Raw genomic sequence first — 26,060 nt, forward strand, 5'->3', positions numbered from 1 at the left:
GGCGCCCCGATCAACCGAGGTGCGGGCCGCCGGATCCGAGCCCGGGCGCGGTCAGGGCGTCCTCCGGACGATCCCTCTGCGGGAGGAGCGGAGATCGACCGGGACCCGGGACCAGTCCGTCGGCATCCGTCGGACTCGGGTGCGGCGGAGCTCCACGGTCGTTGCGACGATGCCCCAGACACCGAGGGCGAGGAGAATCAGCACGATGATCATGGCAGAGAATCTACGATTGACGTGATCCTGCCACGAGTGGCAGGATGGCCATAGTCCGCAGGAAAACCGCCATCGTGCGAGGGAGACGCCGCCGAGGCGTATGACGAGGAGGAGCGCGGGATGAAGACCGTCGCGTGCATCGTGCAGCCGGGGTTCTCGCCGTTCGAGTTCGGGATCGCCTGCGAGGTGTTCGGACTCGACCGTTCGGACGACGGCGTGCCTAACTTCGACTTCCGCGTCGTGGCCGCCGATCCGGGGGAGGTGCCCTCCAAGCTGGCCTTCTCGCTCAGCGGCGTCGCCGATCTGTCCTTCGCGTACGAGGCGGACGTGGTGGTGGTCTGCCCGTTCCCGCGAGAGCGCTGGAGGGATGTGGATCCGCGTGTGCTCGACGTGATCCGCTCCGCGGTGGACCGCGGCGCCTGGCTGATCAGCGAGTGCAGCGGGGTGTTCGCGCTCGCGGCGGCGGGGGTGCTCGACGGGCGCCGGGCGACGACGCACTGGATGTACGCCGACGAGCTGGCACGCATGTTCCCGCAGATCTCCGTGGATCCGGATGTGCTGTTCGTCCACGACGGCCGGATCATCACCAGCGCGGGCACCGCGGCCGGGATCGACGCCTGCCTCTCGCTCCTGCGGCTCGAGCTCGGCGCGGAGATGACCAATCGGATCGCCCGGCGGATGGTCGTGCCTCCGCAGCGTGACGGCGGCCAGGCGCAGTTCATCGATCGTCCGATTCCCGTGGATCCGGGCTCCTCCCTTGCCGAGCTCGCCGACTGGGCGCTGGCGAATCTCCGCGGGGACCTGTCGGTGGAGCGCCTGGCCGCGCACGCCCACATGTCGGAGCGCACCTTCGCGCGGAGGTTCAAGGCCGAGCACGGGATCACGCCCGCCGCGTGGCTCACCCGGCAGCGCGTCCTCCAGGCGCAGCGGCTGCTGGAGCGCACGGACCTCGGAATCGATCGGATCGCCCAGGAGTGCGGGTTCGGCTCCGCGGCGGTGCTGCGGCAGAACTTCGCACGGGTGCTCGGCACGAACCCCACCGCGTACCGGGCGACGTTCGGCGCCTCCTCCCTGCCGAGCGAGATTCCCGCGGGGCTCCCCGCCGAGGAGCCCGCGCTCGTCTGAGTTCCCTCCCCCGTCCGCGGCGCGGCGGGATGCTCTTGCCGGACGGGCCACGCGGGTCAGGCGTTCGCGCGGGCTCAGGCGTTCGGGCGCGCGTTTCGCCTGTTCTCGCGTGTCTGCCTGATCTCGCGCGGCGGATAGGGGGAGTGGAGTCGGGGGATCAGGCGAGCCAGTGTCCGGGCGTCGGCAAGGCGCGGTCGTGGATCTCCACGCCGTCCGCGGTGACCTCGGCGGTGCAGAACAGCAGCGACAGGGTCGGGTAGCCGTGCACGCGATTGTCGCGGATGATCGCCCGGTCGTCCTCCGGATCGAGCCGCGTCGTGTGGGCGAGCTGGTCGATCCACAGGGCCGCCCACTCGCGCGGATCCCCGCCGTCCGCGATCGCCGCGCGCTCCCGGAACGAGGGCAGCCAGTGCGCGATGCGGGGCGTGGTGGGGTCGTCGAGATCGTCGTGCGCGATCATGTGGACGCCCGGCGGCACCGGCGTGTCCCGAAGCGTCACGCCGTCCCAGGAGAGGACGCGGGCGCCTTCCGGGGCGACCTCGAGCAGGTTGAAGCCGTGGTGGCGCAGCCGTGTGCCCGGGAGGGGGGACTGTCCGGCGACGGACCGGAGGGTCAGGCTTCCGCGGGAGAGCGCCTGATCCTCGGGGAGATCCAGGACGTCCGCGCGGTTCAGCAGGACCGCCAGCCGACGCGACTCGGGATCCACTGCGAGCCAGGCGCCGCCGGCGCGCCGATCGCGGATCCCGATCACGCCCGGGTGCTCCTCGGGCCACCACGCGCCGAGGGCGTCCCACTCGCGCTGCGGATCCTCGTCGCGCACCGCGAGCAGTCGCGATCCCCGCTCATCGACCTCGATCACGACCGTGCACACGCGCCTCAGTCTAGGAGTCCCCCGGGCGCTCGGATCCGTGACTCCACGGTAGAGGCGCCCCAGGGAGGGGGCGCGTTGCACGGAGCGGTGGATCGGGGAACGGCGCTTGGCGCGGAGGATCTTGTGGATGCCGTCCGCCGGAACGGGGGTTGTCCGTCGGGGCGGGTTTTGAGATCGGTGGGAGCCGCAAGCTGCGGGGGCGGCGAACTGCTCATGTCGCGGAGGACCTTGCGGATCCCGTCCGCGCGAGCGAGGGTTCTCCATGGGAGGGGCAGCGCTGGTGCGGCGGATCTCGCGGATTCTGTCCGCGGGAGCGGGGGATCTCCGCGCGAACGGAGCGCCCGGGGAGAGGGTCGGGCAGAATCGAGGCGTGGACATCGTGGTGGGGGTCTCGGGCGGCATCGCCGCGTACAAGTCGGTCGCGCTGGTGCGACTCCTGATCAAGGCCGGCCATGAGGTGACCGTCGTGCCGACGGAGGACGCGCTGCGCTTCGTGGGCGCGCCGACCTGGGAGGCGATCAGCCGCAACCCGGTCACCACGAGCGTGCACGACGACGTCGCCCGGGTCCGGCATGTCGCCCTGGGGCAGGGTGCGGATCTCGTCGTGGTGGCGCCGGCCACGGCGAACACCATCGCGCGGATGGCGGCCGGGATCGCCGACAACCTCCTCGGCACGACGCTGCTGGCCACCACGGCGCCGGTGGTCGTCGCCCCGGCCATGCACGCCGAGATGTGGCAGCACCCGGCGACGCAGGCGAACATCCGCACGCTCCGCGAGCGCGGCGTGAGGATCGTCGGTCCCGCGGACGGGGAGCTCGCCGGCGGGGACAGCGGCCCCGGACGCATGAGCGAACCGGAGGAGATCGCCGAGGCGGCGCTCGCCGCGCTCGCTCCTCAGGATCTCGCCGGCCTGACGGCGGCGGTGTCCGCGGGCGGGACGCGCGAGCCCATCGACCCCGTCCGCTTTCTCGGCAACCGTTCCAGCGGACGCCAGGGGGTCGCGATCGCCCGAGAGGCCGCGGATCGCGGGGCGGAGGTCACGCTCGTCGCGGCGAACATCGGAGCCGACGTCCTCGCTGACGCCGCGCATCCCCGGATCCGGGTCGTCCCTGCGGCGACCGCGGCGGACGTGGCGGAGGCCATGGGGACGGCGGCGCGGACGGCGGATGTGATCGTGATGGCCGCCGCGGTGGCCGACTACCGCCCGGCGACGGCCGCGGCTCAGAAGCTCACGAAGGAGGGCGGGGCGCTGGAGCGGATCGAGCTCGTCGAGAACGAGGACGTGGTGGCGGGACTCGCCGCCGTGCGCTCGTCCGGCGGCGCGCCCGCCGGGCAGACGATCGTCGCTTTCGCCGCCGAGACGCTGCCGGATCCCGCCGAACGACTCGCCCGGGCCCGGCGCAAGCGCGAGCGCAAGGGCGTCGACCTGCTCGCCGTCAACCACGCCGATGCCGACCACGGCTTCGAGCGGGCGGACAACGCCGTGGAGATCGTCGGCGCGGACGGCGCGGTCGTCGCCTCCGCCGCGGGATCCAAGCGGGACGTGGCGGCCGCCCTGTGGGACGCGATCCTCGCCGCACGTCCCTGATCCGCTCGCGTCCGGGGCGCATTCCCGGGGATCGGGGCGCATTCCGGCGCCGATTCGCCCCACACCGCGCCCCGGAGCCCCACGCTGCGCCCCAAAGCGGGAACGCATTCGTGCCTCCGTGGTTTCCACATTCCGCCGGTCGCGCGTGCGTCGCCGTGTTCCCGGTGCGGCAGGGTGGTGCGTGCCGGAGAAGTGAAGAGAAGAGGGCGGAATGACGGACGAGACGGACGCCGAGACGTCGGAGGACACCCAGGGGGCGGTGATCTGGATGGGGCTTCTGCTGATCGGGACCTTCATGCTCCTGCCGTTCATCCCGGTGATGCTCCTGGCAGGGCCCGGCCTGGAGCACTTCGGGGACGCCGTGGCCATCGTGGCGGAGTGGTGCGCCCCGTTGCTGGAGGACTTCCTTTCTCTCGCCGCCGTGGTCGCCACCCTCCTGGTCGCTCTGGCCGCCGCGACGAACTTCGGGCAGGGGAATCGCGTGTTCGACGCTCGCGCGAGGGCAGGCATCGGCGCGCTGGTCATGATCGGGGTGTTCACCGTGGCGGTCGTCGCCGCGGGGACCGTGATCGTGGCGGTGGCCGATCCCCGCCAGTTCGCCCGAGTGATGCCGGCGATCGCGGTGGCGTGGGCGTGCATCCTGCTCGGGCAGCTCGTGGGCGACGGAGCGACGCGCAAGGCGCGGGAGTCCCAGGCGAAGGAGCTGTGGGCGGCGAGGCTCGCGCGGGCGGAGGACGCGGGCGTCGATCCGGACGAGGTCCTCCCGTCCCCGGGCAAGCGGCTCCGAACAGAGGCCGTCGTCTGGGTCGTGCCGTTCGTGGCCTGGGCCGGGCTGGTGGCACTGGTGGTCCTGGCGGGGCCGGCGTGGATGCGGACGGCTCCGGTGATCCTCATCGCCCTCTTCCTGCACACGGCGAGCTACTTCCTCACGGCGGCGTGGCGCTCGACAGCGGATCTCTCCACGACGGCTCGTGGTCGACGGATCCAGGCGATCGCGTTCCGGGCGACCGGTATCGCGATGGCCGTCGCGCTGAGCATCCCGTTGTTCGCCGTCTCCCGGCTCGGAGTCATCGCCGTGCTGTTCCTCCTCTTCACGGGTGTTCAGGCAGTGGTTCTCGGCGTCCCGCGGATCCGATCCCGCTTCCGTGCGATCACGAGCATCGAACGCTGGGCGACGATCTCGTCGCTGCGGCGCTCGCGGCGCTGGGCGCAGAGGCTCTCCCGGGAACGGGTCTCGGCCGACGGCTGAGCTCATCTGCATTCGGGGCGCGTTCCGGGGGATCGGGGCGCGCCCCGGTGGCGTCCGGCCCCAGGGTGCGCTCCACACCGAGGCCAGGCGAGGGCGTCAGGCGAGGGCGGCGAGGAGTTCGTCCGTGCGGCGCCGGGCCAGGGCGGCGGCCCGGTCCGGCGGCATCCGGGACGGCTCGGCGATCACGGCCACGGCGAGGCCGTCGGTGAGGGCGACGAGCTCCGCGGCGGCCTCGTCGATCGCCGCGGCGGATGCGGACGGGCGGGCCGCGGCGAGGAGCCCGGCCAGCCCGCGGTGGACCCCGGCCCAGAGCTGCGCGTAGCGCACCTGCACGTCCGGATCCGCCACGGTGTGGGCCGCGAACGCCAGCCACACCCGGCTGACCGGGCTCTGCGGCGTGGACGGGACGAGCAGGCGGATCGTGCCGTGCAGCTCGGCGACCGGGTCTCCGGGCGTGCGGACGGCCGCTCCCGCCGCCTCGGCGATCCCGCCGATCCGGTCCATCGCCGCCAGGAGCATCGCACTCTTGGTCGGGAACCAGTGCTGCACCGTGCCGATCGCGACGCCCGCGCGCGCGGCCACGGCGCGGACGCTGAGCCCGCTCATGCCCTCCTCGGCGATCACGTCGACGACGTGGTCGAGGAGGCTGTCCCGGGTCATGAGTCGATGCTAGCGGCGGTCGCGACGCCCGCCGGAGTCCGCACCTTCGGTCCGGTCCGTCGGATCCGCCGCGGCGTCCCCGGTCGCGTCAGACCCCGGCGCCTCCTCCGTGAGGGCGCTCCAGACGGCCCGCAGCGTCGATCCGGTGCCGGCCGATCCGGTGCCCGGCGATCCGGTCCGCCCGGGCGCCTCGCCGCCTCCGTTCCGCACGGCCCGGATGATCCGGCCGCCCGCACGCAGCGCGTGGGCCAGCGGCTCCGGTCCTTCGTCGCGGCCGCTGACCACGGCGAGCGCGAGGAGGAGGATCCCGGCGCCGAGGAGGCCGAACTGCAGGGTCTCGAGCCCCATCGTCACCACGAAGCGGAGGAACCCGTGCAGGTCCTCGACGCCGACGGGCGCGAACGGCACGAGGACGCCGAGCCCCGCGGCGACGAGGCCGCCGACGGCCAGCGGGATCCTCGGGACGGCACGGCCGCGGCCGACGAGCGCGGCGGTCAGGAGGATCGCCACTCCGGCACCGACGAGCCCGAGACGGAGCATCCCCCACCCTTCCAGCTGCTCGAGCATCTCCTCGGAGTCACCGCCGAACCAGACGGTGCGGGATCCGATGACGTCGGCGACCGAGCCGACGGCGGCGATCGCGGCCCCGATCATCCCGATGCCCGCGGGCCCCGGGGCACGACGTCGGTGGAGGAACAGCAGGGCCATCGCGGCGAACGGCGCGAGCAGCCCGATGAGCTCGATGAGCTTCGTCATGATCATCTCCCATACGATCGTATGAGTGAGAGCATACGACCGTATGGCCACGGAGGGAAGAGGTCTGGTGGGCTCCTGGGCGGGGTGCTAAACTTGAGTCACATCAACTCAAGTTTGCGCGACGCCTCTCGCATCGCGATCCGCAGAAGCAGCAGAAGGAGAACCCAGGAGGACGGATGACCACCCCCGCACAGCCCCAAGAAGAGCAGCAGAGCGCGCTCGAGCAGTTCGGCATCAACCTGACCGACCGTGCGCGGCAGGGAAAGCTCGACCCGGTGATCGGGCGAGACAGCGAGATCCGGCGGGTGAGCCAGGTGCTCACGCGGCGCACGAAGAACAACCCGGTGCTGATCGGCGAGCCCGGCGTCGGCAAGACGGCCGTCGTGGAAGGGCTCGCGCAGCGCATCGTCGCCGGTGACGTGGCGGAGTCGCTGAAGGGCAAGGAGCTCGTCGCGCTCGACATCTCCGCGCTCGTCGCCGGAGCCATGTACCGCGGGCAGTTCGAGGAGCGCCTGAAGAGCGTGCTCAAGGAGATCACCGAGTCCGAGGGGCGTGTCATCACCTTCATCGACGAGCTGCACGTGCTCATGGGCGCGGGCGGCGGCGAGGGGTCGGTGGCGGCGTCCAACATGCTCAAGCCCATGCTCGCGCGCGGGGAGCTGCGGATGATCGGGGCCACGACGCTCAACGAGTACCGCGAGTTCATCGAGAAGGACGCCGCGCTGGAGCGCCGGTTCCAGCAGGTGTACGTCGGCGAGCCGAGCGTCGAGGACACGATCGCGATCCTCCGCGGGCTCAAGGAGCGCTACGAGGCGCACCACAAGGTGGCGATCTCGGATGGCTCGCTCGTCGCCGCGGCGGCACTGTCGCACCGGTACCTCCCGAGCCGGCAGCTCCCGGACAAGGCGATCGACCTGATCGACGAGGCCGCGTCCCGGTTGAGGATGGAGATCGACTCCGCGCCGCTGGAGATCGACGAGCTGCGTCGGCACGTGGATCGGCTGGGGCTGGAGGAGCTCGCTCTGAAGAAGGAGAAGGATCCGGCATCGAAGGAGCGCCTCGCGAAGCTCCGCGACGACCTCGCCGCGGAGAAGGCGCGGCTGGAGGAGCTGCAGGGGATCTGGGAGCAGGAGCGCGCCACGCTCAACCGCGTCGGCGATCTGAAGACGCGCCTGGACGCGGCCCGGATCGAGGCCGAGCGGGCCCAGCGCGAGGGGAACCTGGAGAAGGCCTCGCGCCTGCTCTACGCCGAGATCCCCGGGCTGGAGCGGGAGCTCATGGCCGCGGACCAGGCGGCGGACTCCGAGTCGCGGATGGTCGGCGACCAGGTCACCGAGGAGGACATCGCCAACGTCATCTCCGCATGGACCGGGATCCCCGTGGGCCGGCTCATGCAGGGCGAGAGCGAGAAGCTGCTGCACCTGGAGCGCGAGCTCGGCAAGCGCCTGATCGGGCAGAAGGAGGCCGTGAAGGCGGTCTCCGACGCCGTCCGCCGCTCGCGCGCGGGCATCAGCGACCCCGGACGCCCGACGGGTTCGTTCCTGTTCCTCGGCCCGACCGGCGTCGGCAAGACCGAGCTCGCCAAGGCGCTCGCGGAGTTCCTCTTCGACGACGAGCACGCCATGGTGCGCATCGACATGTCCGAGTACGGCGAGAAGCACTCCGTCTCCCGCCTCGTCGGCGCCCCTCCCGGCTACGTCGGCTACGAGCAGGGCGGCCAGCTCACCGAGGCGGTGCGGCGGCGTCCGTACAGCGTCGTGCTGCTGGACGAGGTCGAGAAGGCGCACCCCGAGGTGTTCGACGTGCTGCTGCAGGTGCTCGACGACGGGCGTCTCACGGACGGCCAGGGGCGGACGGTCGACTTCTCGAACGTCATCCTCGTCCTCACCAGCAACATCGGCTCTCCGATCCTCATCGATCCGACGATGTCGATGGAGGACAAGCGGGATGCGGTGATGGCGCTCGTGCGGCAGTCGTTCCGCCCGGAGTTCCTCAACCGGCTCGACGACATCGTGATGTTCCTGGCGCTGAGCGAGGACGACCTCGCGCAGATCGTCGAGCTCGCGGTCGACCAGCTCCAGAAGCGGCTGTCGGACCGTCGGCTCACGCTCGCCGTCACGCCGGACGCCCGGTCCTGGCTCGCCGAGCGCGGCTACGACCCGGTGTTCGGCGCCCGGCCGCTGCGCCGCCTCATCCAGACCGAGATCCAGAACCGGCTCGCGACGGCGCTGCTGTCCGGCGGCGTGCGCGACGGCGACGTCGTCCGGGTGGACGTGGCCGCCGACGGATCCGGGCTGGTGCTCACGAGCGAGGGCCCGGCGCCGGTCCCCGGCGACGACGACGTGATCGAGGCCGAGCTCCTCGACTGACGCCGCATCGAGTGGTCAGTTTCTGCGGGTTCGAGCCGCCTCAACCCACAGAAACTGACCACTCGGCGTCCGGGGCGGGGCCGAAGCCGGCGGCGGCGAAGCGGGCGGCGATCCACTCCGCCACGGCGGGCGGGGCGTGCGACGCCCGCATCGTCCCCGAGTGGTGGGACGGCCACCACCGGTGCGTGAGCTCCACGCCGGCGGCGCGGTAGGTGCGCAGCAGCGCCGCGGACAGCGGGGCCGGGGCGACCTCGTCGAAGCGGGCGGCGTCGATGCGGACGGGCGCCCGGAAGCCGCGCAGGTCTGCGACCTCGTTGGCGCGGAACGAGGCGAAGAGCCGACGGAAGAGCTCCCGCCGGTCGGGCCCGCCGATGCGTCCCGGCGCGACGCTTCCCCAGGATGCGGCGCTCGCGAGCTCGGTCAGCGTGAGCTCGTCCAGATCGCGCCACCGGGCTCGTGCGCCCGCGCTCAACCCGCCCCCCTCCAGGAGCGCGCGCATCCGGTCGTCCTCCGTGGCCGCGCCCCGCAGCATCAGCGCGACGAGGGCCGAGACGACGCCGGATCCCGGCACGATCCCGGGCAGCGCCGCCGATGCCCGGATGCTGAGGTCCATCCGGGTCACCGGCGTGATCGCGGCCGTGCCGCACAGGCGCGTGCGGGCGTCCGGCTCTGCCGCCGTCGACGCGAACAGGGCGGCGACGGCGCCTTCCGAGTGCCCCGCAGCGACCCAGGCGTCGCCGAGCCGCGGATCCAGGTCCCGGCGGGCACGGAGGATCGCACGGAGCGAGTCGGCGAGCGGGCGCCCGAGGAGGTAGGGATGCACGCCCTCCCCGCCGATGCCCGGATAGTCCGGGCGGAGGACGGCGATGCCGCGTCGCAGCAGGTGGTCGCACAGGGCGTCGCCCTGGGACATCCGGCGCCATTCGGGATGCCCGGGGTGCCCGCCGCTCGGTGCCGACCGTGGGGAACCGCCGGTGGTCATGTGGCCGAACACCACGACGGGGAACCCCGACGCCGGCGGCTCGGCGTGGGGGAGGTGCATCAGCCCCGTCTCCGTGAGCCCGCCGGTGCCCGGGAACGAGACGAGCGCGGTGGATCCGTGCGGCAGCGCCGTGCCGACGGGGCCGGCGTGCACCGCGGCGCCGGTCACCATCGTCCCCGCGGCAGCAGGCGTCGAAGCGCCGCGGGCATCGTGCCGAGGAGCGATCCCCGGTGACGGTCGGCGTCGTCCACGAGGTCGATGAAGAAGCGCGCGACGGGCTCGAGCTGTGACGCGTCGATCCGGTCGACGGTGTCCGCGTCGTCGTAGAGGTACAGAGGGCCGGAGATGAGACTGGCCGTCGGCACGCCGCACACCAGCGTGAAGGAGGCGTCCGTGGGGATCCCCCCGGCGAAGAACTCCAGCGCCCCCGCGCCGAGGATGCTGGTGGCGTGCAGCCGGTGCCGGCGGATCGCCCGGGCCACGCGCACGGTGAAGGCCGGATTGACGTTGAGGAAGATCCCGCGGGGCTCGGTCTCCCCGGTCGGCGCGAACCCGCCGTCGGGGCCCTCGACCGCGCGCAGGCCGATGTGCTCGATCGTCGCGTTGAACACGATCCGCCACGGCGAGTCCGGGGACAGGACGTAGCGGCGGGCGAACTCCCGGTGGGCCTGGTAGCCGGTGAAGTGCGTGTCGAAGGTCGTGAACAGCAGGGTCTTGCGGGGGCGTCGTCCGGCCAGGGCTTCCCGCCCGTAGTGCTCGGCCAGTGCGATGACCTCGGCCGTCCCGGAGGCGTCCTCGACGGCGCCGGGGCCGACCGAGTCGTGGTGCGACTGGATCATGATGGCCTCGGCGGGGCCGGGGCCTGTGCCCTCCGAGCGCCCGGGGAGGACGCCGATCACGGACCGGGAGGTCACCTCGTCGCGCGTCACCGAGAGGGAGAGCACGGCGCGCGGGGTGCGTGCGAGCCGCCGGCGCAGCTCGACGCCGCTCTGCCGCGTCACCCAGAGCCCCGGCAGGGTGAAGAGCGTCCGGCGATAGTACTCGTTGTGGTAGCGCAGCGAATCCGGATAGTCCCGCAGCACGCCGATCACCCCGACGGCGCCGCCCGCGGCTGCCTCCGTCATGGTCCGCCCCAGCGACGTGACGTACGGATTGCGGCTGGAGAGCACCTCCCGCCGCAGCACCCGGCGCCCGGGGTCGTGCAGGAAGAGCGTCAGCGGCAGCGTGTGCGCGAGCGTCATGTCGAAGGTCAGGTCGAACAGGACGATCGCCCCGCGCACGTCGTGGTCGCGGACGCGCCCGGCTCCGACGTCCACGACCCGGGCCTCGATCCGGTGCGGCGCCTCGCCGGTCCACTCGTGGGAGGGGAGCGCGGAGTGGAGGACGGGTGCGCAGGGGATGGGGGCGCCCTCCGCGCCGTCGTCGTCGGGCACGGTCAGCGCGCTGTCGGCCGCCCGCCAGGAGTACGACGGCACCTCGAGCAGCTGCACGTCCAGACCGGCCCGACGGAAGCGCTCCGAGACGTAGGCGGCGGCCGCCGCGCCGCCGGGAGTCCCGGTCGCGCGCGGCGCGAGGCCCACGAGATCCTCGATCGTGGCGAGGATCCCCTCCGTCGTCATGCTCATGCGACGAGAGTAGATTTCCCTCCGCTATGCCGATGATCCTGCGCCGAAACCGTCATCATTGGCGGAAGCATGCGTAATCTTCGTCACATGGTTGACGACGATGACGATGCTCCCCCGGCCCTCGGCGAGATCGACCTCGCCCTGATCCACGCCCTCCAGGTCGACGCACGGGCGCCCTGGACGCGCATCGCGGCCGCCATCGGCGTCGACGCGGCCACGGCGGTGCGGCACTGGAACGCCCTGCGTGCGGAGGGGCTCGCGTGGCTCACGGCGTGGCCGACGCCCCAGCGCTGGGCGTCGACGACCGACCTGGCCTTCGTGTTGCTCCGCCCCGGGACCGAGCCGGGTGCGCTCGCGGCGGTCGTCGGCCGGCCGTGGGTGCTGAGCGTCGACGAGACCTCCGCGGGGCCCCTCGTGCTGGTGGCGTCCTCCGCGGGGCTTCCGCAGCTCGGCGAACGGGTGCGACTGCTGGAGGAGGACGGCGGGGTCGTGCTGCGGATGGACGTCGTCGCGGCGATCACCGCAGAGGACTCGACCTGGCGGCTGCCGGTCCTCTCCGCCGCCCAGCAGCGGGCGATCCGGCCTCCGGCGCGGTCGGTCGCCGACACCGCCCGCGTGCCGAGAGCGCAGACGATCGCGGAGCTCGCGGAGGCGTTGGACGAGGATCCGCGCATGTCGGCGGCGGCGCTGGGGGATCGGCTCGGGGTGTCGGAGGCGACCGCGCGCCGTGCCGTCGAGCGGGCGAGCGCGGCCGGGCTGCTGAGGTTCGGGTGCGACCTCGCGATGCCCGCGGCAGGGTTCCGGCGAGGCGCCGTGCTGTGGGCGCGCGGCACGGATCCGGCCGCCGCCGCGGGCCGGGCCGCACGGCTGCCGGAAGCGCATCGCGCCGGGGTCGTGGTGGGCCCGGCGCCCCTGTTCGCGTGCGTGCGCGCCCGGACTCTCACGGCTCTCCCCGGCATCGAGCGGGCGTGGGGGGACGAGGCGGAGATCGTCGATCGGTGGACGGTGCTCCGCAGCATCAAGCGCAACGGGCACGAGCTCGATCCGCAGGGACGCTCGCGCCGCCGCATCCCCCTCCGCTGGTGACGTGGGGCGCCGGTGAGGCCGGGCGCCGGTGTCGCGGGGTGCTGGTGACGCGGGGGCCTCAGTCGGTCGCGAGGGCGGCGGCACGCAGGCGGTCGTCGAGGCGGTAGCACGAGAGCGGGACGAGGCTCAGCACGCAGAGGGCCGCGGGAATCACCGAGACGCCCAGCACGATGGCCCACTGTGCGGAGTCCGGCTGGGGGGTCGCCTCGCCGGTGGAGGCGCGGTACCCGCCGACGGCCAGCACCAGGCCCAGCAAGGCGGGGCCCAGGGCGTAGCCGAGCAGCTCGAACCCGGACCAGACGCCGGAGATCATGCCGATCCGGTTCACGCCGCTGCGCCGGGCGTCCTCGGCGGCGAGGTCGGGCAGCATCGCGAGCGGGAAGAGCTGGGCGCCCGCGTACCCGATGCCGACGACGGCCGCGGCCGAGAGCATCGGCGCCGGCTCGCCCGTACGTGCCAGCAGGAGCGCCAGCAGCCCCAGCGACATGGTGACGGTGGCGACGGCGAAGCCGCGGCGCTTGCCGATCCGGCGAGCGAGGCGGGACCACGCGGGCGTCAGCACGATGGCCGGTCCGACGAAGCACACGAACGCGAGGGTGGCGACGCCCGGATCGTGCAGGACATGCCGGGCGACGTAGACCACGCCGCCGAGCACCATCCCGATCGCCACGGCCTGGAGCACGAAGGCGGTCACGAGCACCCGCGCGTCCCGGTCGCGCAGCACGATCGCGAGCTGGGCGAACAGGCGGCCGCCGGCGTCCTCGCCCCGCGTGAGCGGCACCGCCCGCGTTCCCCACCACACGCCGATCGTCCCGACGAGGATGAGGACCGCCATGGCGATCGCCATGATCCGGTATCCGGTGACGCCCCCGAACGCGTCGACCAGCGCCGGGGCGGCGGCGCCGGAGACGAGGATCGCGAGGGTGAACACGATCACCCGCCACGTGACGAGCCGGGTGCGCTCGGTGTAGTCGTCGGTGATCTCCGCGGACATCGCGAGGTAGGGGACCTGGAAGAAGGCGTAGACCGTGGCCGATGCCAGGAACGCGACGAGCACCCAGAGCGCCGCGGCGACGGGAGGTGCCGTGGGACCCAAGAACATCGCCGTGAACGCGAGGGCGAGCAGGATCCCGGCCCGCAGGATGAAGGGGCGTCGACGGTCGCGGGGGTTGCCGGACCGGTCGCTCAGACGCCCCGCGACGGGGTTGAGGAAGAAGTCCCACGCCTTGGGGGCGAACACGATCATCCCGGCGATCGCCGCCGGGACGCCCAGCAGGTCCGTGAGGTACGGCATGAGGATGAGGCCGGGAACGGTGCCGTACGTCCCCGACGCGATGCCGCCGAGGGCGTAGCCCAGGCGGGTGCGGCGGGGGAGTGCGGTCATGCGCCGATCGTAGGGTTCGCCGCGCATCCGGCGGGGTGCGGTGGATCCGATCCGTCATTCCTCGCCTCGCGATCCCCCCGATCCGTCGTCCCGGTCCCCGCCCGCGTCGTCCCGTTCCCGTTCCCGTGCCCGTCGCCGCCCGCGTCGTCCCCGTCGTCGAGTGGTCAGTTTCTGTGGGTTCACGGCGATCCAAGCCACAGAAACTGACCACTCGATGAGCGGGACGGGCGAGGCGGGCCGTTGACGGAGCGCGGCGGGGCGTGTTAGGTCTGGAGGGTCCCTCCGAGGACTCCTGGATCAGCAGACAGGGAAAAACTGAGCTGACCCCGCGTGGGGTCGCTCCCGGCTCCACGACCGCCGCCCGATCGGGCGCTCATGGATGGAGTCCCCTTGTCGCACCACGAATCGTCGCACCACGAACCCCGCCCCGTCTCGCCGTCGGACCGCCGCGTCTGGCTGAAGGACCCCCTCGGCATCCACACCGGCGCCGACGACGACGCCAGGGGAGGTGTGGTGGTCGCGGGCTCTCGGATCGTCGAGACCGTGCCGGCGGGCGCCGACCCGACGGACCCCGTGGACGAGGTCTTCGACGCGTCACGGCACGTCGTCATCCCCGGCCTCGTCAACACGCACCACCACTTCTACCAGACGCTCACGCGGGCCTGGCGGCCCGTGGTCAGCGCGGAGCTGTTCCCCTGGCTCAAAGGGCTCTACGGCGTCTGGGCGGGGATCACGCCCCGCGACCTGGAGCTCGCGACGACCGCCGCGCTCGCCGAGCTCCTCCTCTCCGGCTGCACGACCGCGGCCGATCACCACTATCTGTTCCCGGACGGGCTGGAGAACGGGATCGACGTCCAGGTCGAGGCGGTTCGCCGTCTCGGCATGCGCGCGACCCTGACGCGCGGGTCGATGTCGCTGGGCGAGGACGACGGCGGCCTCCCGCCCCAGCGCACCGTGCAGAACGCGGACACGATCCTCGCCGACAGCGAACGGCTCGTGCGGACGTATCACGAGCGCGGGGAGGGCGCCCGGGTGCAGATCGGGCTCGCGCCGTGCTCGCCGTTCTCCGTCACGACCGGGGTGATGCGGGACACCGCGACCCTCGCGGAGTCCCTGGACGTGCGGATGCACACGCACCTCGCCGAGACGATCGACGAGGAGGACTTCTGCCGAGAGACGTTCGGGCTGCGGACGGTCGACTACCTGGAGAGCGTGGGGTGGCTCGGCGACCGGACGTGGCTGGCCCACGGCATCCACTTCGACGACGCCGAGATCGCCCGCCTCGGCGCCGCGGGAACGGCGGTCGCCCACTGCGCCACCTCGAACATGCGCCTCGCCTCGGGGATCGCCCGCGCGGTCGAGCTCGAGGAGGCCGGGTCCCCGGTCGGGCTGGGCGTCGACGGGTCGGCGTCCAACGACGGATCCAACATGATCCAGGAGGTCCGCCAGGCGCTGTACCTGCAGCGGCTCCGCTACGGCGCGGCCGCGGTGACCCCGGAGCGCGCACTGGACTGGGCGACCGCCGGGTCGGCGCGCGCGCTCGGACGGACGGACATCGGCGTCCTCGCCCCGGGGAAGCAGGCGGACCTGGCGATGTTCACGCTCGACGAACTGCGCTTCTCCGGAAGCCACGACCCGGTCGCGGCGTTGCTGCTGTGCGGGGCGGAGCGGGCGGACCGGGTGATGGTCGGCGGCGAGTGGCGCGTCGTGGACGGGCGGATCGTCGACCTGGACGTGCCGGAGCTCATCGCGCACCACAGCGAGGCCGCGCGGCGTCTCCTCGCCCGCCACGCCTGACCCTCCCCGTTCCGCCCCACGCGTGCGCGCCGTCCCGCGCCACGGGTCGAGTGGTCAGTTTCTGTGGGCAAAACGGCCGTGAACCCACAGAAACTGACCACTCGAACGGAGCGGCGGCGAACCGAGCGGCGGTGGGAGAGGGGGAGGGGTCAGGGGGCGTCGCCGAAGCCCCAGGACAGGGCGAGGAGCCCGGGGCCGAAGCGCCGGCGGACCTGATGGATCGCCGTGCCCGTCGTGAGCGCGATCGGGCGGCGCGTCGTCGACTCCGGCGTCTCCTCGTGCTCCTCGAGCCAGTCCGGCACCGCGTCGGGATGGAAGCGGGTCCACAGCAGCACGTCGCGGCTCTGGCGGGCGACGCCGTGCCCGGTCTCGCGGATGCCGGACGGCCGGTCCGGGGGATAGGAGAGCTCCCACTCGATGAGCGCCGTCTCCGCCGGGCCGATCGGACGGTCCAGCTCGAACACGACGCCGTGCACCTCCCCGTCGGGGTGCGAGACGCGGTGGCCGACCCGGGCCCCGGCGACGGCGCGGAACACGGGCGGCTCGATCGGCATCCCCGGCGAGAGCTCGACGTACGGGAAGGCGGTGAGGATCCCGGTCGTGGACTGGATGAGGCTGCGCATCGAGCGTCGGAGGACGTCGCCGTGATCCCCCACCTCGGTCACCACGTGCGTGGACACGTCACGGACGATCGGTGCGTTTCCCATGCCGAGCGCCGTCATCACCTCCGCGGTGGCGTCCTCCAGGTTGCGCTCGGCGAGGGGATGGGCCAGGCCTCCGATCGGTCCGGTCCGGTGCGTCGGGCCGATGAGCTCGCGCAGCGATCCGTGTACGAGGCCGAGGATCCGCTCCAGCTCGTCCACGGCGGCGAGGGACTGGGGCCCCTCCGGGCGCCGGCTCCCGGAGCGCCAGTAGCTGAGCGTGGTGACGGACACCGGGTTCCCCCGCGCGCGGAGCTGATCGCGCAGCCTCGCGAGGCTGATGCCGTGCGCGGCGATGGCCCGGCGCAGCTCGCGGGAGAAGGCGGTGTCGGCCGGTGGTGCGGTGGTGCCGTGGTCCATCACAGATGCTCCGACGTATGTGAAGGGCGGGTCCCTAGAGTGAAGCCTACGACCCGAATGCCGGCATGCTGGGGATGCGCGGCGCGGGCGGCGATCGAGCGCGACGCGACGCGCGAAACGATCGCGGGGCGACGGCGCCTGCCCCGAGGCGCCGAGCCGTCCGGGCGAGTCCGACGTGCGGCTGGGGCGCACGTCGGACCGCCACCGGATGACGACGGCGACGGATACGACGAAGCCCCCGGGGCGGATCGGGTTCCGCACCGGGGGCGTACAGCCGGGCTCAGGCCTCGGCGACGACGGTCTCGACGAGCGGACGGCGCACGCGCGGAGCCACCTCGCGCTCCTGGAGCGGGTCCGGAAGGGCGTCGATGTCGCCGAGCTCGCCCAGCGCGATGACGGTGGTCGGGGCGAAGCGCTCCTCCAGGTCGACGAGCTCGCGGATCGCCTCGGGCACGAAGCCGCTCATCTGGTGGACGACCAGGCCGTCGTGGTGCGCCTGCACCGACAGGTGCGCGACCGCCTGGCCCAGGTCGTAGATCGCGTGGGTGTAGGGCGCGCCCTCGGCGTTCGCCGTCTCGGCGATCGCGACGATGAGGACGGCGGCGTTGCCCGCCCACACCTGGTTGAAGCCCATGAGCGCCGACTGGATGCCCTCGTGCAGCTCGGTCCCCCGGCGGGCCACGATGAAGCGCCAGGGCTGCGAGTTGTTCGCCGACGGCGACCAGCGCGCCGCCTCCAGCGCGGAGGCGAGCTTGGCCTCGTCGATCGGGGTCGAGGCGTCGTAGGCCCGGGGGCTCCAGCGGTCCGCGAGCACGTCGAGGACGGGGTGCTCGGTGGGGGCGGTGCGGTCGAGGGTGGGCGTGCTCATTCCAGTGCGGCCTTTCGGATCGGTTCACGTTCTCCGGACTCCGTCGTCCGCATCGTCGGGTCCAACTTATGCATGCGCATGAATATTCCCGATCCGATGATCCGCCCCTTCCGCGTGAGAACGCGGAAGGGGCGGATCGGAGAAGCCGGCCGTGCTCAGCCCCGGAGCGCCTCGCTCAGCTTCACGCGCGCCCCCATGCGCAGCAGCGAGTTCTCGTAGATCTTCGCGCCCAGGGCCACGACCAGCAGGCAGGTCGCGAGCAGCACCGCCAGGGCGGCGATCGGCTCCCACCACTGGGCCTCGCCGAAGAACAGGCGCACCGGCATCGCGACCGGCGCCGAGAACGGGACGTAGGACATGATCGTCATGACCAGGGGGTTGGTCCCGAGGAAGACGACGAGGAAGTACGGGATCATCGTCAGGTACATGACCGGGGTCAGCGTCGCTCCGGCGTCCTCCTGGCGGGACACGAGCGATCCGGCGGCGGCGAACATCGCCGCGAGCAGGATGAAGCCGAACAGGAAGAACACCGCGAACCAGAGCATCGGCGCGCCAAACCCCTGCAGCAGCGTCGTCTGGCCCGTCACGATCAGGCCGACCACCCCCACGGCGATCAGCAGCAGGATCTGGGCCATCGCGAGGATCGTGTTCCCGAGCACCTTGCCGGCGAGCAGGGATCGGGCGGGGATCGCGGACAGGAGGATCTCCACGATCCGCGTCTGCTTCTCCTCGACGATGCTCGTCGTCACGGGGGTGCCGAAGGACAGGGCCGCCATCATGAACACGATGCCGAACACCATGCCGAGGGCCATGCGCAGCCCGGGATGCGGCGCGTCGGGATGCAGCAGCTCCACCGCGGGGGAGACCGACATCAGCGCGACGAGCTCGTCCGGCGCGGACTCGCCGGCGAGGATCGACAGCCCGGTCGGGGAGGAGCCGTCGACGAGGACGGCGGCGTCCACGTCACCGTCCTCGACGAGGGCCTGGGCCGCCGCGCGGTCGGTGACCTCGGTGACCTCGAGGGTGTCGCTCTCGGGCAGCAGAGCGGCGGACTGGCTGGTCGCGGCGACGGCGACCGTGCTCGGCGTGCCCCCGGCGATCCCCATCCAGATGATGCCGCCGAGGGCGACGAGCAGGAGGATCCCGGTGGAGATCAGGAACGCCTTGCTGCGCAGGCGCGTGCCGATCTCGCGCTCGGCGACGAGCCAGGCGCCCTGGGCGGCGGTGATGCCGGTCAGCGGGCCGGACGACGGTGCGGTCGGACGGGACGTGGCGAGGGCGTTCACTGGATGACCTCCTTGAAGATCTGCGCGAGAGTCGGCTGCTGCGGGGCGAATCGGAGGACCTCGCCGCCGTCCATCGCACGGCGCAGCACGCGCTGGGCGGTGTCGGAGGCGTCCACGTCGAAGACCGCGTTCCCGCCCTCGAAGTCGTGGACCGTCACGCCGGGCTCGGTGCGGAGCCAGCCGACGTCCCCGGTGGAGGACAGCTCCCAGCGCGGCGCGGAGTGCTGCTCGCGCAGCGCGTCGCGCGTCCCCGCCGCACGGATCGTGCCTCCGGCGATGATGACGAGGTCGTCGCACAGGCGCTCGACGACGTCGAGCTGATGCGAGGAGAACAGGATCGAAGCCCCCTGGGCGGCCCGGGCCTGCAGCACGCCGGCGACGACGTCGACCGCGAGGGGATCGAGGCCGGAGAACGGCTCGTCGAGGATGAGGACCTCCGGCTCGTGGACGAGCGCTGCGGCGACCTGGGCACGCTGCTGGTTGCCCAGGGACAACGCCTCGATCTTGTCGTCGAGCCGCTCGCCGAGGCCGAGCTCGGTCAGCAGGTCCGTGGCCCGGCGGGTCGCCTCGGCCTTGTCGTAGCCATGGAGGCGCGCGAAGTAGACGATCTGCTCGCGGACCTTCATCTTCGGGTACAGCCCGCGCTCCTCGGGCATGTAGCCGAACCGGCGCCGGTCCGCGGCGGACACCGGGCGCCCGCCGAGCGAGACGGAGCCGTCGTCGGAGGACAGGACGCCGAGGATGATCCGCATCGTGGTCGTCTTGCCGGCGCCGTTGCCGCCGACGAACCCGGTCAGCCGGCCGGGCGCGACCTGAAAGGAGACGTCGTCGAGCACGCGCCGCGAGCCGTAGCTCTTCGTGATGCCGCGCAGGTCGACGAGTCCCTCGGTGAGGACGGGTGCTGTGGTCATGCCTCCACGCTAGGAAGGCGTCGGTCCGGCGGCATCCCCCGCAGGACGGACGCGTGCCCTCCTCCGCGGGACGGAGACCGCGGGATCAGCGGAAGGCGGCGACGATCATCCGGTGATCCGACAGGGTCGAGGCGACCACCTCGGCGCGCACCGCGACCATCCCGCGGGCGAGGAGATGGTCGATCTCCTCGGCGGGGTCGTCGGCGGGCGAGGTGGCTGCGGGGCGGACGTCCTCCAGCGCGTCCTCGGCGCCCGAAGCGAGCAGGGTCCGCCACGCGTCCGATCCCGGCGTCGTGTTGAGGTCGCCGCCGCCGATCACCGCGCCGGGCGCGTCCCGGATCGCGTCCGCGAGGATCGCCGCCTGCCGTCCGGTGGCGTCGAGCTCGTTCGCATCGGGCTGGAGGTGTGTCGAGAGGATCCGCACGGGCTCTCCCCGCCACGTCACGGTCGCCGCGGTGAGACCCGCGCCGGTGAGCGCATCGAACAGCGGGTACTTCGTGGACGACGGATCGGACAGGGGCAGTGACGTGAGGATCGCGTCACCCCAGACCTGGTCGGCGGCCGGTCCGAAGACGGCCTGCATGCCGAGCATCCGCGCGAGGATCATCAGCTCGTCCTGCCCGCCGTTGAGGAGCCATCCCCGGTCCACCTCGCTGAGGAGGACGACCTGTGCGCCGCTGCGGCGGATCTGGGCGGCCACGTCGCCGGGGCGGAAGACGCCGTCGATCCCGTACCCCATGCGGAGGTTGTAGGCGGCGACGACGAGCTCGTCCGAGGCGGTGGCCTCGCGCGCGACCGGCAGCGTGGGGAGCGTGAGGGGCGGGCCGGCGAGCGCGATCACGGCGGCCACGACGGTCGCCGCCCCGACCCCGGCGACGGCCCGGGCGCCCGAGTCGTCGATCCGGCGTTCCGAGGCACGGACGTCCTCGTCGTCGGCGGCTCCGCCGGACCGGTACGCGACGCACCAGAGCGCGAAGACGGCTGCGGCGGCCACGAGCACGAGATCGGCGCGATAACCGAGGTCGTACCCGGCGTAGTAGGCGAAGAACAGGGCGGTCCAGACGATCGCGCCCGTTCCGGCCGCGAGGGCGGTGCGACGGGGAGACCGGCCGTGGCCCGCGAAGAGCAGCAGGCGCGCGGCGGCCGCCGGTCCCACGACGACGGCGGCGAGGGACCATATCGGCAGCGCCCCGTCCGCGCCGTCGCGGACGACCTCGGGCAGCAGCGACAGCGCGACGGCTCCGGGAAGGAGCACCGCTGCCGCCCACGGGCGCCGACGCGGGGCGGGCAGGAGCGCCGCGACCGCCGCGGCGCCGCTCCCGATCACCGCGGCGACCGGGCCCCACAGCGGATCGGCGACCGAGGCGCGTCCGACGTTCGCGAGGGCGAGGAGGACCAGCAGGAGCATCGGGAGCAGGAGGAGGGCGCTGCGCGCGGCGACCGCCGGATCCCCGGGCTCCTCCGTGACCCGGCCGGACGCGCGTACGGCGAACGCGACCACGGCCGCCTGGAGGACGAGGACCGCGTACGCGGCGGCGTCGTCCCGCCATACCGCGCCGAAGCTTCCCAGAGCGGCATGCACCGTCGTGGCGACCGCGATGCCGAGGAGGACGCTCGGGATCAGCCGGCGCCCGAGGGCCCCGGCCGCCAGGCACAGCGCGGCGACGGCGAGGGCGACGCCCAGGGAGCTGCCGTAGAGCTGCACGTCCCCGCCGCCCGGGACGATCTGCACCCCGATGCGGACGACGAGCGCGGCGACGAGGAGCCCCGCCGCGAGCCGGAGCGCGGGACCGCGGACGACGGCGACCAGCACGAGCGGCGCCGCCATCACCGCCAGGGCGTAGGCGCCCATGATCTCCGGCGGCGTCTCCGCCGCCCGGCCGAACAGGGTGATGAGCGAGGGCGTCCACACCCGCCAGAGGTCGGTGAGGAGCCAGGCCGCGGCGAGGCCGATCGTGCTGAGCGACGTCCTTGTCATGCCGCCGATTCTGGCCCGCCCCGCCGACCGGGTCCAGAGGGCAGACCGCCGGTGCCCGGTGACGCGTGCGCCTTCCGGCGCCCGGTCAGGCGAGGCCGAGACGGTGCGCGATGACCACGGCCTGCACGCGGTCGCGGGCGCCGAGCTTCTGCAGGATCCGGGACACGTGGGTCTTCACGGTGGCCTCGCCGATGAAGAGCTCGGCGGCGATCTCCGCGTTGCTCCAGGCCTCGGCGACCAGCCGCAGCACGTCGGCCTCGCGGTCGGTCAGCGGGTCGGCGATCGTCGCCGCGGGCAGCGCCGGCGTCGGATTCGTGCCCGGGGCCGCGTACGGGGGGAGCGCAGGCTCTGCCGAGCTCCCGGCGAAGCGGCGGAGCACCCGCCGGGTCACCTCCGGGGCGAGCATGCCGTCCCCCGCCGCCAGGGCGCGGACGGCGGCCAGCAGCTCCTCGGGCCCGGCGTTCTTCAGGAGGAATCCGCTCGCACCGGCCTCCAGCGCCGTGAAGAGGTAGTCGTCGCGGTCGAAGGTCGTCACGATGGCGATGGCGGCGCGGATCTCGGGATCCGCGACGATGCGTCGGGTCGCCTCCAGCCCGTCCATGTCGGGCATCTGCACGTCCATGCAGATCACGTCGGGTCGCAGCGCCGAGGCCTGCGCGACCGCCTCGGCCCCCGTCGACGCCTCGCCGACCACGGTGATGTCCGGCTGCAGATCCAGAATGGTGCGGAAGCCCGCGCGGAGCATCGCGTGGTCGTCCACGAGCAGGACGCGGGAGGGGGCGGGATCGGTCACGAGGCGTCTCCGGTCATCGCGGCGGTCGGGGCGGACGTGGACAGGGGCACGGTCGCGCGGACCCGGAAGCCCCCGTTCGTCCGGGGCGTGAGCTCGATCGAGCCGCCCGAGGCCAGCGCGCGCTCGCGCATGCCGAGCTGGCCGAGGCCGGGACGCAGGCCCGTCACCACGCGGCCCGTGTTGACGACCTCGAGCTCCACGGCGGTCCCGGTGTAGCGGATCCGCACGTCGGCGCGCGCGTCGGGCCCCGCATGGCGGCGGGCGTTCGTGAGGGACTCCTGGGCGATGCGGTAGAGGTTGACCGCGGTGACGGACGGCACGGGCGCCGGCTCGCCGATCACCGAGTAGTCGGTGGGAAGCCCCGATCCGGTCGAGCGGGCGGCGAGGTCGGCGATGTCGTCGAGCGTCACCGTGGACGGCGGCTCCTCCGTGTCCCCGGGCGCACGCAGCGTCTCCAGGAGCTGGCGGAAGTCGCGGATCGCGTCCCGCGCCGAGGACTCGATCCCGCCCAGGATCTGCCGTGCCCGTGCGGGGTCCTGATCGATCACCATCCGGGCCGCCCCCGCCTGCACGCCCATGACCGACACGTGGTGTGCGACGACGTCGTGCAGCTCGCGGGCGATCCGGACCCGGTCCAGGGCCACCGCCTGGGCAGCCGTGACCTCTCGCTCGCGCTCCAGCTCCCTGGTGCGCTGCTCCAGCGCGGCGCGCTGGGCGGCCGCCGACCAGGAGCGCTCGCCGAAGTAGTAGGCGCCGCCGAAGTACAGCGCGTTGAGCAGGATCTGCAGCATCATGAACGCCAGGTACGGGGAGAGGAACCCGGCGACGACCTCCGCTTCCTCCGCCTGCGTGATGGCGTCCCGATACATGACGATGAGCAGCCACACGGCCATCCCGAAGATGATCGTCGCGCGCACGAGGAAGGCCGCCCGGCGGGCGTTCATCCAAGCTCCGACCGTGTAGATGGCGATGAACATCGCGATGTTGCCGACGTAGACCTCGGGGACGCGGAAGGTCACCGCCACGAAGTACGCGACGGACACGATCACGGCCACGGCGGCGGGCCAGCGGCGGCGGACGGCGAGCGGCGCGGTGATCGTGAGGACGTACGGCAGTGCGGTCCACGGCTCGCCCTGTTCGTCGCCGTACACCTGCGCGATGGTCGACAGGCCGGCGCTGATGATCCCGCCCACGAACATGATCCCGGCGAGCAGGATGTCGCCGCGGAGCTCGCGCTCCGTGGGGGTGCGGGTGAAGCCGGCCTCGACCATCCCTCCACCGTAGGACGCCGCGCCCGCACCGGCATCCCCCGCGCGACGGACCCGAGGACGCGCCGCCGCACCGCCGCGCGCGTCGGCAGTGCGAGGTCAGGCGTACGCGCGGAATCAGGCAGGAGCGGGCGCTCGCCGCCTGATCCTGCGCGTTCGCCTGATCCCGCGTTCGCCTGACCCCGCGTTCGCCGGCTCCCGCGCGTGCCCGCTCGACGATGTCCCGCCCCTGCGCTGGCGGAGGGCTCTTGACAGCCGCACTTGTTTTTTTGCAAGTATGGCCGGCGCGGGGCGGATCGCCTCGCACCTCACCGCACAAAGGAGTCGGTCGTGACCAAGATCTTCGTCAACCTGCCCACGTCGGATCTCGAGCGCAGCAAGGCGTTCTACACCGCGCTCGGATGCGAGATCAATCCACTGTTCACGGATGAGAACGCGGCCTGCGTCGTCTGGAGCGACGACGTGTTCTTCATGGTGCTCACCCGCGAGTACTTCGCGACCTTCACCGACAAGCCCGTGCTCGATCCCCGCGAGGGGGCGCAGGTGCTCATCGCGTTGAGCCGTGACTCCCGCGAAGAGGTGGACGAGACCATCGCCCGTGGCGTGGCCGCGGGCGGCAGCGAGCCGAACGAGGCGAAGGACTACGGCTTCATGTACTCGCGCGACCTCGAGGATCCCGACGGCAACGGCATGGAGTTCGTCTACATGGCCCCCGAGGCCGCCGAGCAGGGGCCGGACGCGTTCCTCGCCGAACAGGACGGCGCTGCCGCGTCGGCCTGACATGGCGGCGCGGAGCTACGGCCAGTACTGCGGGGTGACGACGGCCGTCGAACTGATCGGGGAACGGTGGGCGCTGCTCATCGTCCGCGATCTGCTGGTCGGCCCCCGGCGCTACACGGACCTCAAGCAGGGGCTGCCGCGCATCCCCACCAACATCCTGTCCACGCGGCTCAAGGATCTGCAGGAGGGCGGCGTCGTGCGTCGGGTACCGCTGCGCAATTGCGGGCTGGTGTACGAGCTGACCCCCTACGGCCGCGAGCTGGAACCGGTGATCCTCGCCCTCGGAAGGTGGGGGTTCCAGGCGATGGGGGATCCGCAGGAGGGCGACGTCGTGACCCCCGACTCCCTGACGATGGCCCTGCGCACCGCGTTCCGCCGCGACGAGGCCGTCGACGGGGACTACGAGTTGCACGTCGGCGACGTCGCTCTCCGTGTGCGGGTGCACGCGGGCACGCTGTCGGTCGTGCAGCTGGCCCCGCCGGCGCCGCCCGTGGGCGGGGCGCTTCCCGACGGCGAGGCCGACGCGCTGATCGTCGCCGGTCCCGGCATCCGCCGGCTGATCGCGCGGGAGGTCACTCCCGCCGAGGCGATCGACCAGGATCTCCTGGCCGTCGTCCGCGGCGACGTCTCCGCGCTCGCTGACTTCGCCCGGACCTTCCACATCCCGCCGATCCCCGCCCGGAGTGCGGGGGCCGGCTCGTCCGAACCAGAGCTGCAAGGGAGCACATCATGACCGGACGCATCATCATCGACCTGTTCACCACCCTCGACGGCGTCGCCCAGGCCCCGGGCGGGCCCGAGGAGGATCCGACCGACGGGTTCCGGTTCGGGGGCTGGCAGGCGGGAGTCCCCAGCGAAGCGGTCGGCCGGAGCGTGATGAAGGGCATGGAGACCCTCGACGCCCTGCTGCTGGGGCGACGCACGTACGACATCTTCGCCGGCTACTGGCCGCACCACACCACCGGCCCGGAGGGGGCGATCGGGCAGCTCTTCGATCGGGTGCCGAAGTACGTCGCCTCCCGCGACGCGGACATCGCCCTGGACTGGCAGGGAAGCTCCCGCGTGGGCGCGGACCTGGCCGCCGAGCTGGCGGCGCTGCGCGAACGGCACCAGGACGTGCACGTGATCGGCAGCATCGACTTCGCGCAGACGCTCCTCGCCGAGCGCCTCTACGACGAACTGCAGCTGTGGGTCTATCCCATCGTCCTGGGTCAGGGGAAGAAGGTGTTCCCCGAAGGCGCCGCCCCGGCGAACCTGCGCCTGCTGCACGCGGAGAGCGGCGACAACGGCACGCTCTCGCTCCGGTACGCGCCCGGCGCCCCCGGCGAGCCGGAGACGGGCGTCATGGGGGAGTGACCCGCGTCGTCCGGGCGTGCCCGCGCACGCCGGCCCATCGCGCGAGCTCAGGCC

The 26,060-nt window shown here is 72.8% G+C and carries 23 protein-coding genes; 9 read left to right on the plus strand and 14 right to left on the minus strand.

The genetic code is table 11. From position 1 onward, the window contains the following. Positions 1-51: 51 nt before the first annotated feature. Positions 52-213, minus strand: a complete 162-nt coding sequence (locus tag K8F61_RS14840; protein WP_219086119.1) for a hypothetical protein — start codon at positions 211-213, stop codon at positions 52-54. A gap of 120 nt (positions 214-333) precedes the next feature. Here K8F61_RS14840 and K8F61_RS14845 point away from each other — a divergent pair, with 120 nt between their 5' ends. Beyond that, positions 334-1,338, plus strand: a complete 1,005-nt coding sequence (locus K8F61_RS14845) for a GlxA family transcriptional regulator (protein WP_067248420.1) — start codon at positions 334-336, stop codon at positions 1,336-1,338. 157 nt (positions 1,339-1,495) lie between these two features. Here the strand turns inward: K8F61_RS14845 and K8F61_RS14850 are convergent, their stop codons facing one another. Beyond that, complete coding sequence (locus K8F61_RS14850; RefSeq protein ID WP_231819669.1) at positions 1,496-2,209, minus strand: NRDE family protein; 714 nt, start codon at positions 2,207-2,209, stop codon at positions 1,496-1,498. Positions 2,210-2,579: 370 nt separating this feature from the next. Between K8F61_RS14850 and coaBC the strand changes: the two genes are divergently transcribed. Continuing rightward, complete coding sequence (gene coaBC, locus K8F61_RS14855; RefSeq protein ID WP_219086122.1) at positions 2,580-3,797, plus strand: bifunctional phosphopantothenoylcysteine decarboxylase/phosphopantothenate--cysteine ligase CoaBC; 1,218 nt, start codon at positions 2,580-2,582, stop codon at positions 3,795-3,797. A 211-nt stretch (positions 3,798-4,008) separates the two neighbouring features. Then, positions 4,009-5,046: a hypothetical protein gene (locus tag K8F61_RS14860; protein ID WP_231819670.1), complete on the plus strand. Its 1,038-nt coding sequence runs from the start codon at positions 4,009-4,011 to the stop codon at positions 5,044-5,046. 96 nt (positions 5,047-5,142) lie between these two features. Here K8F61_RS14860 and K8F61_RS14865 read toward each other — a convergent pair whose 3' ends face one another. Together K8F61_RS14865 and K8F61_RS14870 are read right to left on the minus strand one after the other, a co-directional pair. Then, positions 5,143-5,706, minus strand: coding sequence for a TetR family transcriptional regulator C-terminal domain-containing protein (locus K8F61_RS14865; RefSeq protein ID WP_231819671.1), 564 nt, complete (start codon positions 5,704-5,706; stop codon positions 5,143-5,145). Positions 5,707-5,715: 9 nt separating this feature from the next. Next, a complete protein-coding gene (locus K8F61_RS14870) occupies positions 5,716-6,462 on the minus strand; it encodes a hypothetical protein (protein ID WP_231819672.1) in 747 nt (248 codons plus the stop codon). 176 nt (positions 6,463-6,638) lie between these two features. On the opposite strand from K8F61_RS14870, the gene K8F61_RS14875 reads away from it, so the two are divergent. Beyond that, a complete protein-coding gene (locus tag K8F61_RS14875) occupies positions 6,639-8,831 on the plus strand; it encodes an ATP-dependent Clp protease ATP-binding subunit (protein ID WP_231819673.1) in 2,193 nt (730 codons plus the stop codon). 40 nt (positions 8,832-8,871) lie between these two features. Here the strand turns inward: K8F61_RS14875 and K8F61_RS14880 are convergent, their stop codons facing one another. Beyond that, the gene (locus tag K8F61_RS14880; protein WP_231819674.1) at positions 8,872-9,984 is read right to left on the minus strand and encodes an alpha/beta hydrolase; all 1,113 of its coding nucleotides are present in this window, start codon (positions 9,982-9,984) and stop codon (positions 8,872-8,874) included. Continuing rightward, entirely contained in the window at positions 9,978-11,438 is a 1,461-nt protein-coding gene (locus K8F61_RS14885; RefSeq protein ID WP_231819675.1) for a M28 family peptidase, read from the minus strand. Before K8F61_RS14885 ends, K8F61_RS14880 begins: the two co-directional genes overlap by 7 nt. An 87-nt stretch (positions 11,439-11,525) precedes the next feature. Between K8F61_RS14885 and K8F61_RS14890 the strand changes: the two genes are divergently transcribed. Next, positions 11,526-12,524: an AsnC family transcriptional regulator gene (locus tag K8F61_RS14890; RefSeq protein ID WP_231819676.1), complete on the plus strand. Its 999-nt coding sequence runs from the start codon at positions 11,526-11,528 to the stop codon at positions 12,522-12,524. Positions 12,525-12,582: 58 nt separating this feature from the next. Here K8F61_RS14890 and K8F61_RS14895 read toward each other — a convergent pair whose 3' ends face one another. Beyond that, positions 12,583-13,908 carry an MFS transporter gene (locus K8F61_RS14895; protein ID WP_231819677.1) on the minus strand — a complete coding sequence of 442 codons (1,326 nt, stop codon included), beginning with the start codon at positions 13,906-13,908 and terminating at the stop codon, positions 12,583-12,585. Between the two features lie 456 nt (positions 13,909-14,364). Here K8F61_RS14895 and K8F61_RS14900 point away from each other — a divergent pair, with 456 nt between their 5' ends. Next, entirely contained in the window at positions 14,365-15,705 is a 1,341-nt protein-coding gene (locus K8F61_RS14900; protein WP_418888090.1) for an 8-oxoguanine deaminase, read from the plus strand. Between the two features lie 149 nt (positions 15,706-15,854). On the opposite strand, the gene K8F61_RS14905 is transcribed toward K8F61_RS14900, so the two are convergent. From K8F61_RS14905 to K8F61_RS14935, 7 genes are all read right to left on the minus strand, one after another. Next, positions 15,855-16,766 carry a hypothetical protein gene (locus tag K8F61_RS14905; protein WP_067250121.1) on the minus strand — a complete coding sequence of 304 codons (912 nt, stop codon included), beginning with the start codon at positions 16,764-16,766 and terminating at the stop codon, positions 15,855-15,857. Between the two features lie 280 nt (positions 16,767-17,046). Continuing rightward, positions 17,047-17,634, minus strand: a complete 588-nt coding sequence (locus tag K8F61_RS14910; protein WP_231819679.1) for a nitroreductase family protein — start codon at positions 17,632-17,634, stop codon at positions 17,047-17,049. A gap of 155 nt (positions 17,635-17,789) precedes the next feature. Then, the gene (locus K8F61_RS14915; protein WP_231819680.1) at positions 17,790-18,920 is read right to left on the minus strand and encodes an ABC transporter permease; all 1,131 of its coding nucleotides are present in this window, start codon (positions 18,918-18,920) and stop codon (positions 17,790-17,792) included. After that, entirely contained in the window at positions 18,917-19,831 is a 915-nt protein-coding gene (locus K8F61_RS14920) for an ABC transporter ATP-binding protein (RefSeq protein ID WP_067250128.1), read from the minus strand. Before K8F61_RS14920 ends, K8F61_RS14915 begins: the two co-directional genes overlap by 4 nt. An 85-nt stretch (positions 19,832-19,916) precedes the next feature. Further along, the gene (locus K8F61_RS14925; RefSeq protein ID WP_231819681.1) at positions 19,917-21,809 is read right to left on the minus strand and encodes an endonuclease/exonuclease/phosphatase family protein; all 1,893 of its coding nucleotides are present in this window, start codon (positions 21,807-21,809) and stop codon (positions 19,917-19,919) included. Positions 21,810-21,894: 85 nt separating this feature from the next. Beyond that, a complete protein-coding gene (locus K8F61_RS14930; protein ID WP_067250579.1) occupies positions 21,895-22,554 on the minus strand; it encodes a response regulator in 660 nt (219 codons plus the stop codon). 44 nt (positions 22,555-22,598) lie between these two features. Continuing rightward, positions 22,599-23,873, minus strand: a complete 1,275-nt coding sequence (locus K8F61_RS14935) for a sensor histidine kinase (RefSeq protein ID WP_231819682.1) — start codon at positions 23,871-23,873, stop codon at positions 22,599-22,601. 327 nt (positions 23,874-24,200) lie between these two features. Here K8F61_RS14935 and K8F61_RS14940 point away from each other — a divergent pair, with 327 nt between their 5' ends. Genes K8F61_RS14940 through K8F61_RS14950 form a run of 3 tightly spaced genes read left to right on the plus strand, consistent with a single transcriptional unit; the run spans position 24,201 to position 26,006 of the window. Continuing rightward, positions 24,201-24,650, plus strand: a complete 450-nt coding sequence (locus K8F61_RS14940; protein ID WP_231819683.1) for a VOC family protein — start codon at positions 24,201-24,203, stop codon at positions 24,648-24,650. A gap of 1 nt (position 24,651) precedes the next feature. Beyond that, complete coding sequence (locus K8F61_RS14945; protein WP_231819684.1) at positions 24,652-25,383, plus strand: winged helix-turn-helix transcriptional regulator; 732 nt, start codon at positions 24,652-24,654, stop codon at positions 25,381-25,383. Continuing rightward, positions 25,380-26,006: a dihydrofolate reductase family protein gene (locus K8F61_RS14950; RefSeq protein WP_067250524.1), complete on the plus strand. Its 627-nt coding sequence runs from the start codon at positions 25,380-25,382 to the stop codon at positions 26,004-26,006. The genes K8F61_RS14945 and K8F61_RS14950 overlap by 4 nt, the downstream gene beginning before the upstream one ends. Positions 26,007-26,060 lie beyond the last annotated feature (54 nt).

Source organism: Microbacterium resistens (genome assembly GCF_021172025.1).
Classification (GTDB): domain Bacteria; phylum Actinomycetota; class Actinomycetes; order Actinomycetales; family Microbacteriaceae; genus Microbacterium; species Microbacterium resistens.

What these genes read in the sequence shown, in the direction of transcription:
- K8F61_RS14840 (WP_219086119.1), bottom strand. Translation starts at nt 213, where the DNA reads ATGATCATCGTGCTGATTCTCCTCGCCCTCGGTGTCTGGGGCATCGTC.
- K8F61_RS14845 (WP_067248420.1), top strand. Translation starts at nt 334, where the DNA reads ATGAAGACCGTCGCGTGCATCGTGCAGCCGGGGTTCTCGCCGTTCGAG.
- K8F61_RS14860 (WP_231819670.1), top strand. Translation starts at nt 4,009, where the DNA reads ATGACGGACGAGACGGACGCCGAGACGTCGGAGGACACCCAGGGGGCG.
- K8F61_RS14865 (WP_231819671.1), bottom strand. Translation starts at nt 5,706, where the DNA reads ATGACCCGGGACAGCCTCCTCGACCACGTCGTCGACGTGATCGCCGAG.
- K8F61_RS14870 (WP_231819672.1), bottom strand. Translation starts at nt 6,462, where the DNA reads ATGACGAAGCTCATCGAGCTCATCGGGCTGCTCGCGCCGTTCGCCGCG.
- K8F61_RS14875 (WP_231819673.1), top strand. Translation starts at nt 6,639, where the DNA reads ATGACCACCCCCGCACAGCCCCAAGAAGAGCAGCAGAGCGCGCTCGAG.
- K8F61_RS14880 (WP_231819674.1), bottom strand. Translation starts at nt 9,984, where the DNA reads ATGGTGACCGGCGCCGCGGTGCACGCCGGCCCCGTCGGCACGGCGCTG.
- K8F61_RS14885 (WP_231819675.1), bottom strand. Translation starts at nt 11,438, where the DNA reads ATGAGCATGACGACGGAGGGGATCCTCGCCACGATCGAGGATCTCGTG.
- K8F61_RS14890 (WP_231819676.1), top strand. Translation starts at nt 11,526, where the DNA reads ATGGTTGACGACGATGACGATGCTCCCCCGGCCCTCGGCGAGATCGAC.
- K8F61_RS14895 (WP_231819677.1), bottom strand. Translation starts at nt 13,908, where the DNA reads ATGACCGCACTCCCCCGCCGCACCCGCCTGGGCTACGCCCTCGGCGGC.
- K8F61_RS14905 (WP_067250121.1), bottom strand. Translation starts at nt 16,766, where the DNA reads ATGGACCACGGCACCACCGCACCACCGGCCGACACCGCCTTCTCCCGC.
- K8F61_RS14910 (WP_231819679.1), bottom strand. Translation starts at nt 17,634, where the DNA reads ATGAGCACGCCCACCCTCGACCGCACCGCCCCCACCGAGCACCCCGTC.
- K8F61_RS14920 (WP_067250128.1), bottom strand. Translation starts at nt 19,831, where the DNA reads ATGACCACAGCACCCGTCCTCACCGAGGGACTCGTCGACCTGCGCGGC.
- K8F61_RS14925 (WP_231819681.1), bottom strand. Translation starts at nt 21,809, where the DNA reads ATGACAAGGACGTCGCTCAGCACGATCGGCCTCGCCGCGGCCTGGCTC.
- K8F61_RS14930 (WP_067250579.1), bottom strand. Translation starts at nt 22,554, where the DNA reads ATGCTCCGCGCGGGCTTCCGCACCATTCTGGATCTGCAGCCGGACATC.
- K8F61_RS14935 (WP_231819682.1), bottom strand. Translation starts at nt 23,873, where the DNA reads ATGGTCGAGGCCGGCTTCACCCGCACCCCCACGGAGCGCGAGCTCCGC.
- K8F61_RS14945 (WP_231819684.1), top strand. Translation starts at nt 24,652, where the DNA reads ATGGCGGCGCGGAGCTACGGCCAGTACTGCGGGGTGACGACGGCCGTC.
- K8F61_RS14950 (WP_067250524.1), top strand. Translation starts at nt 25,380, where the DNA reads ATGACCGGACGCATCATCATCGACCTGTTCACCACCCTCGACGGCGTC.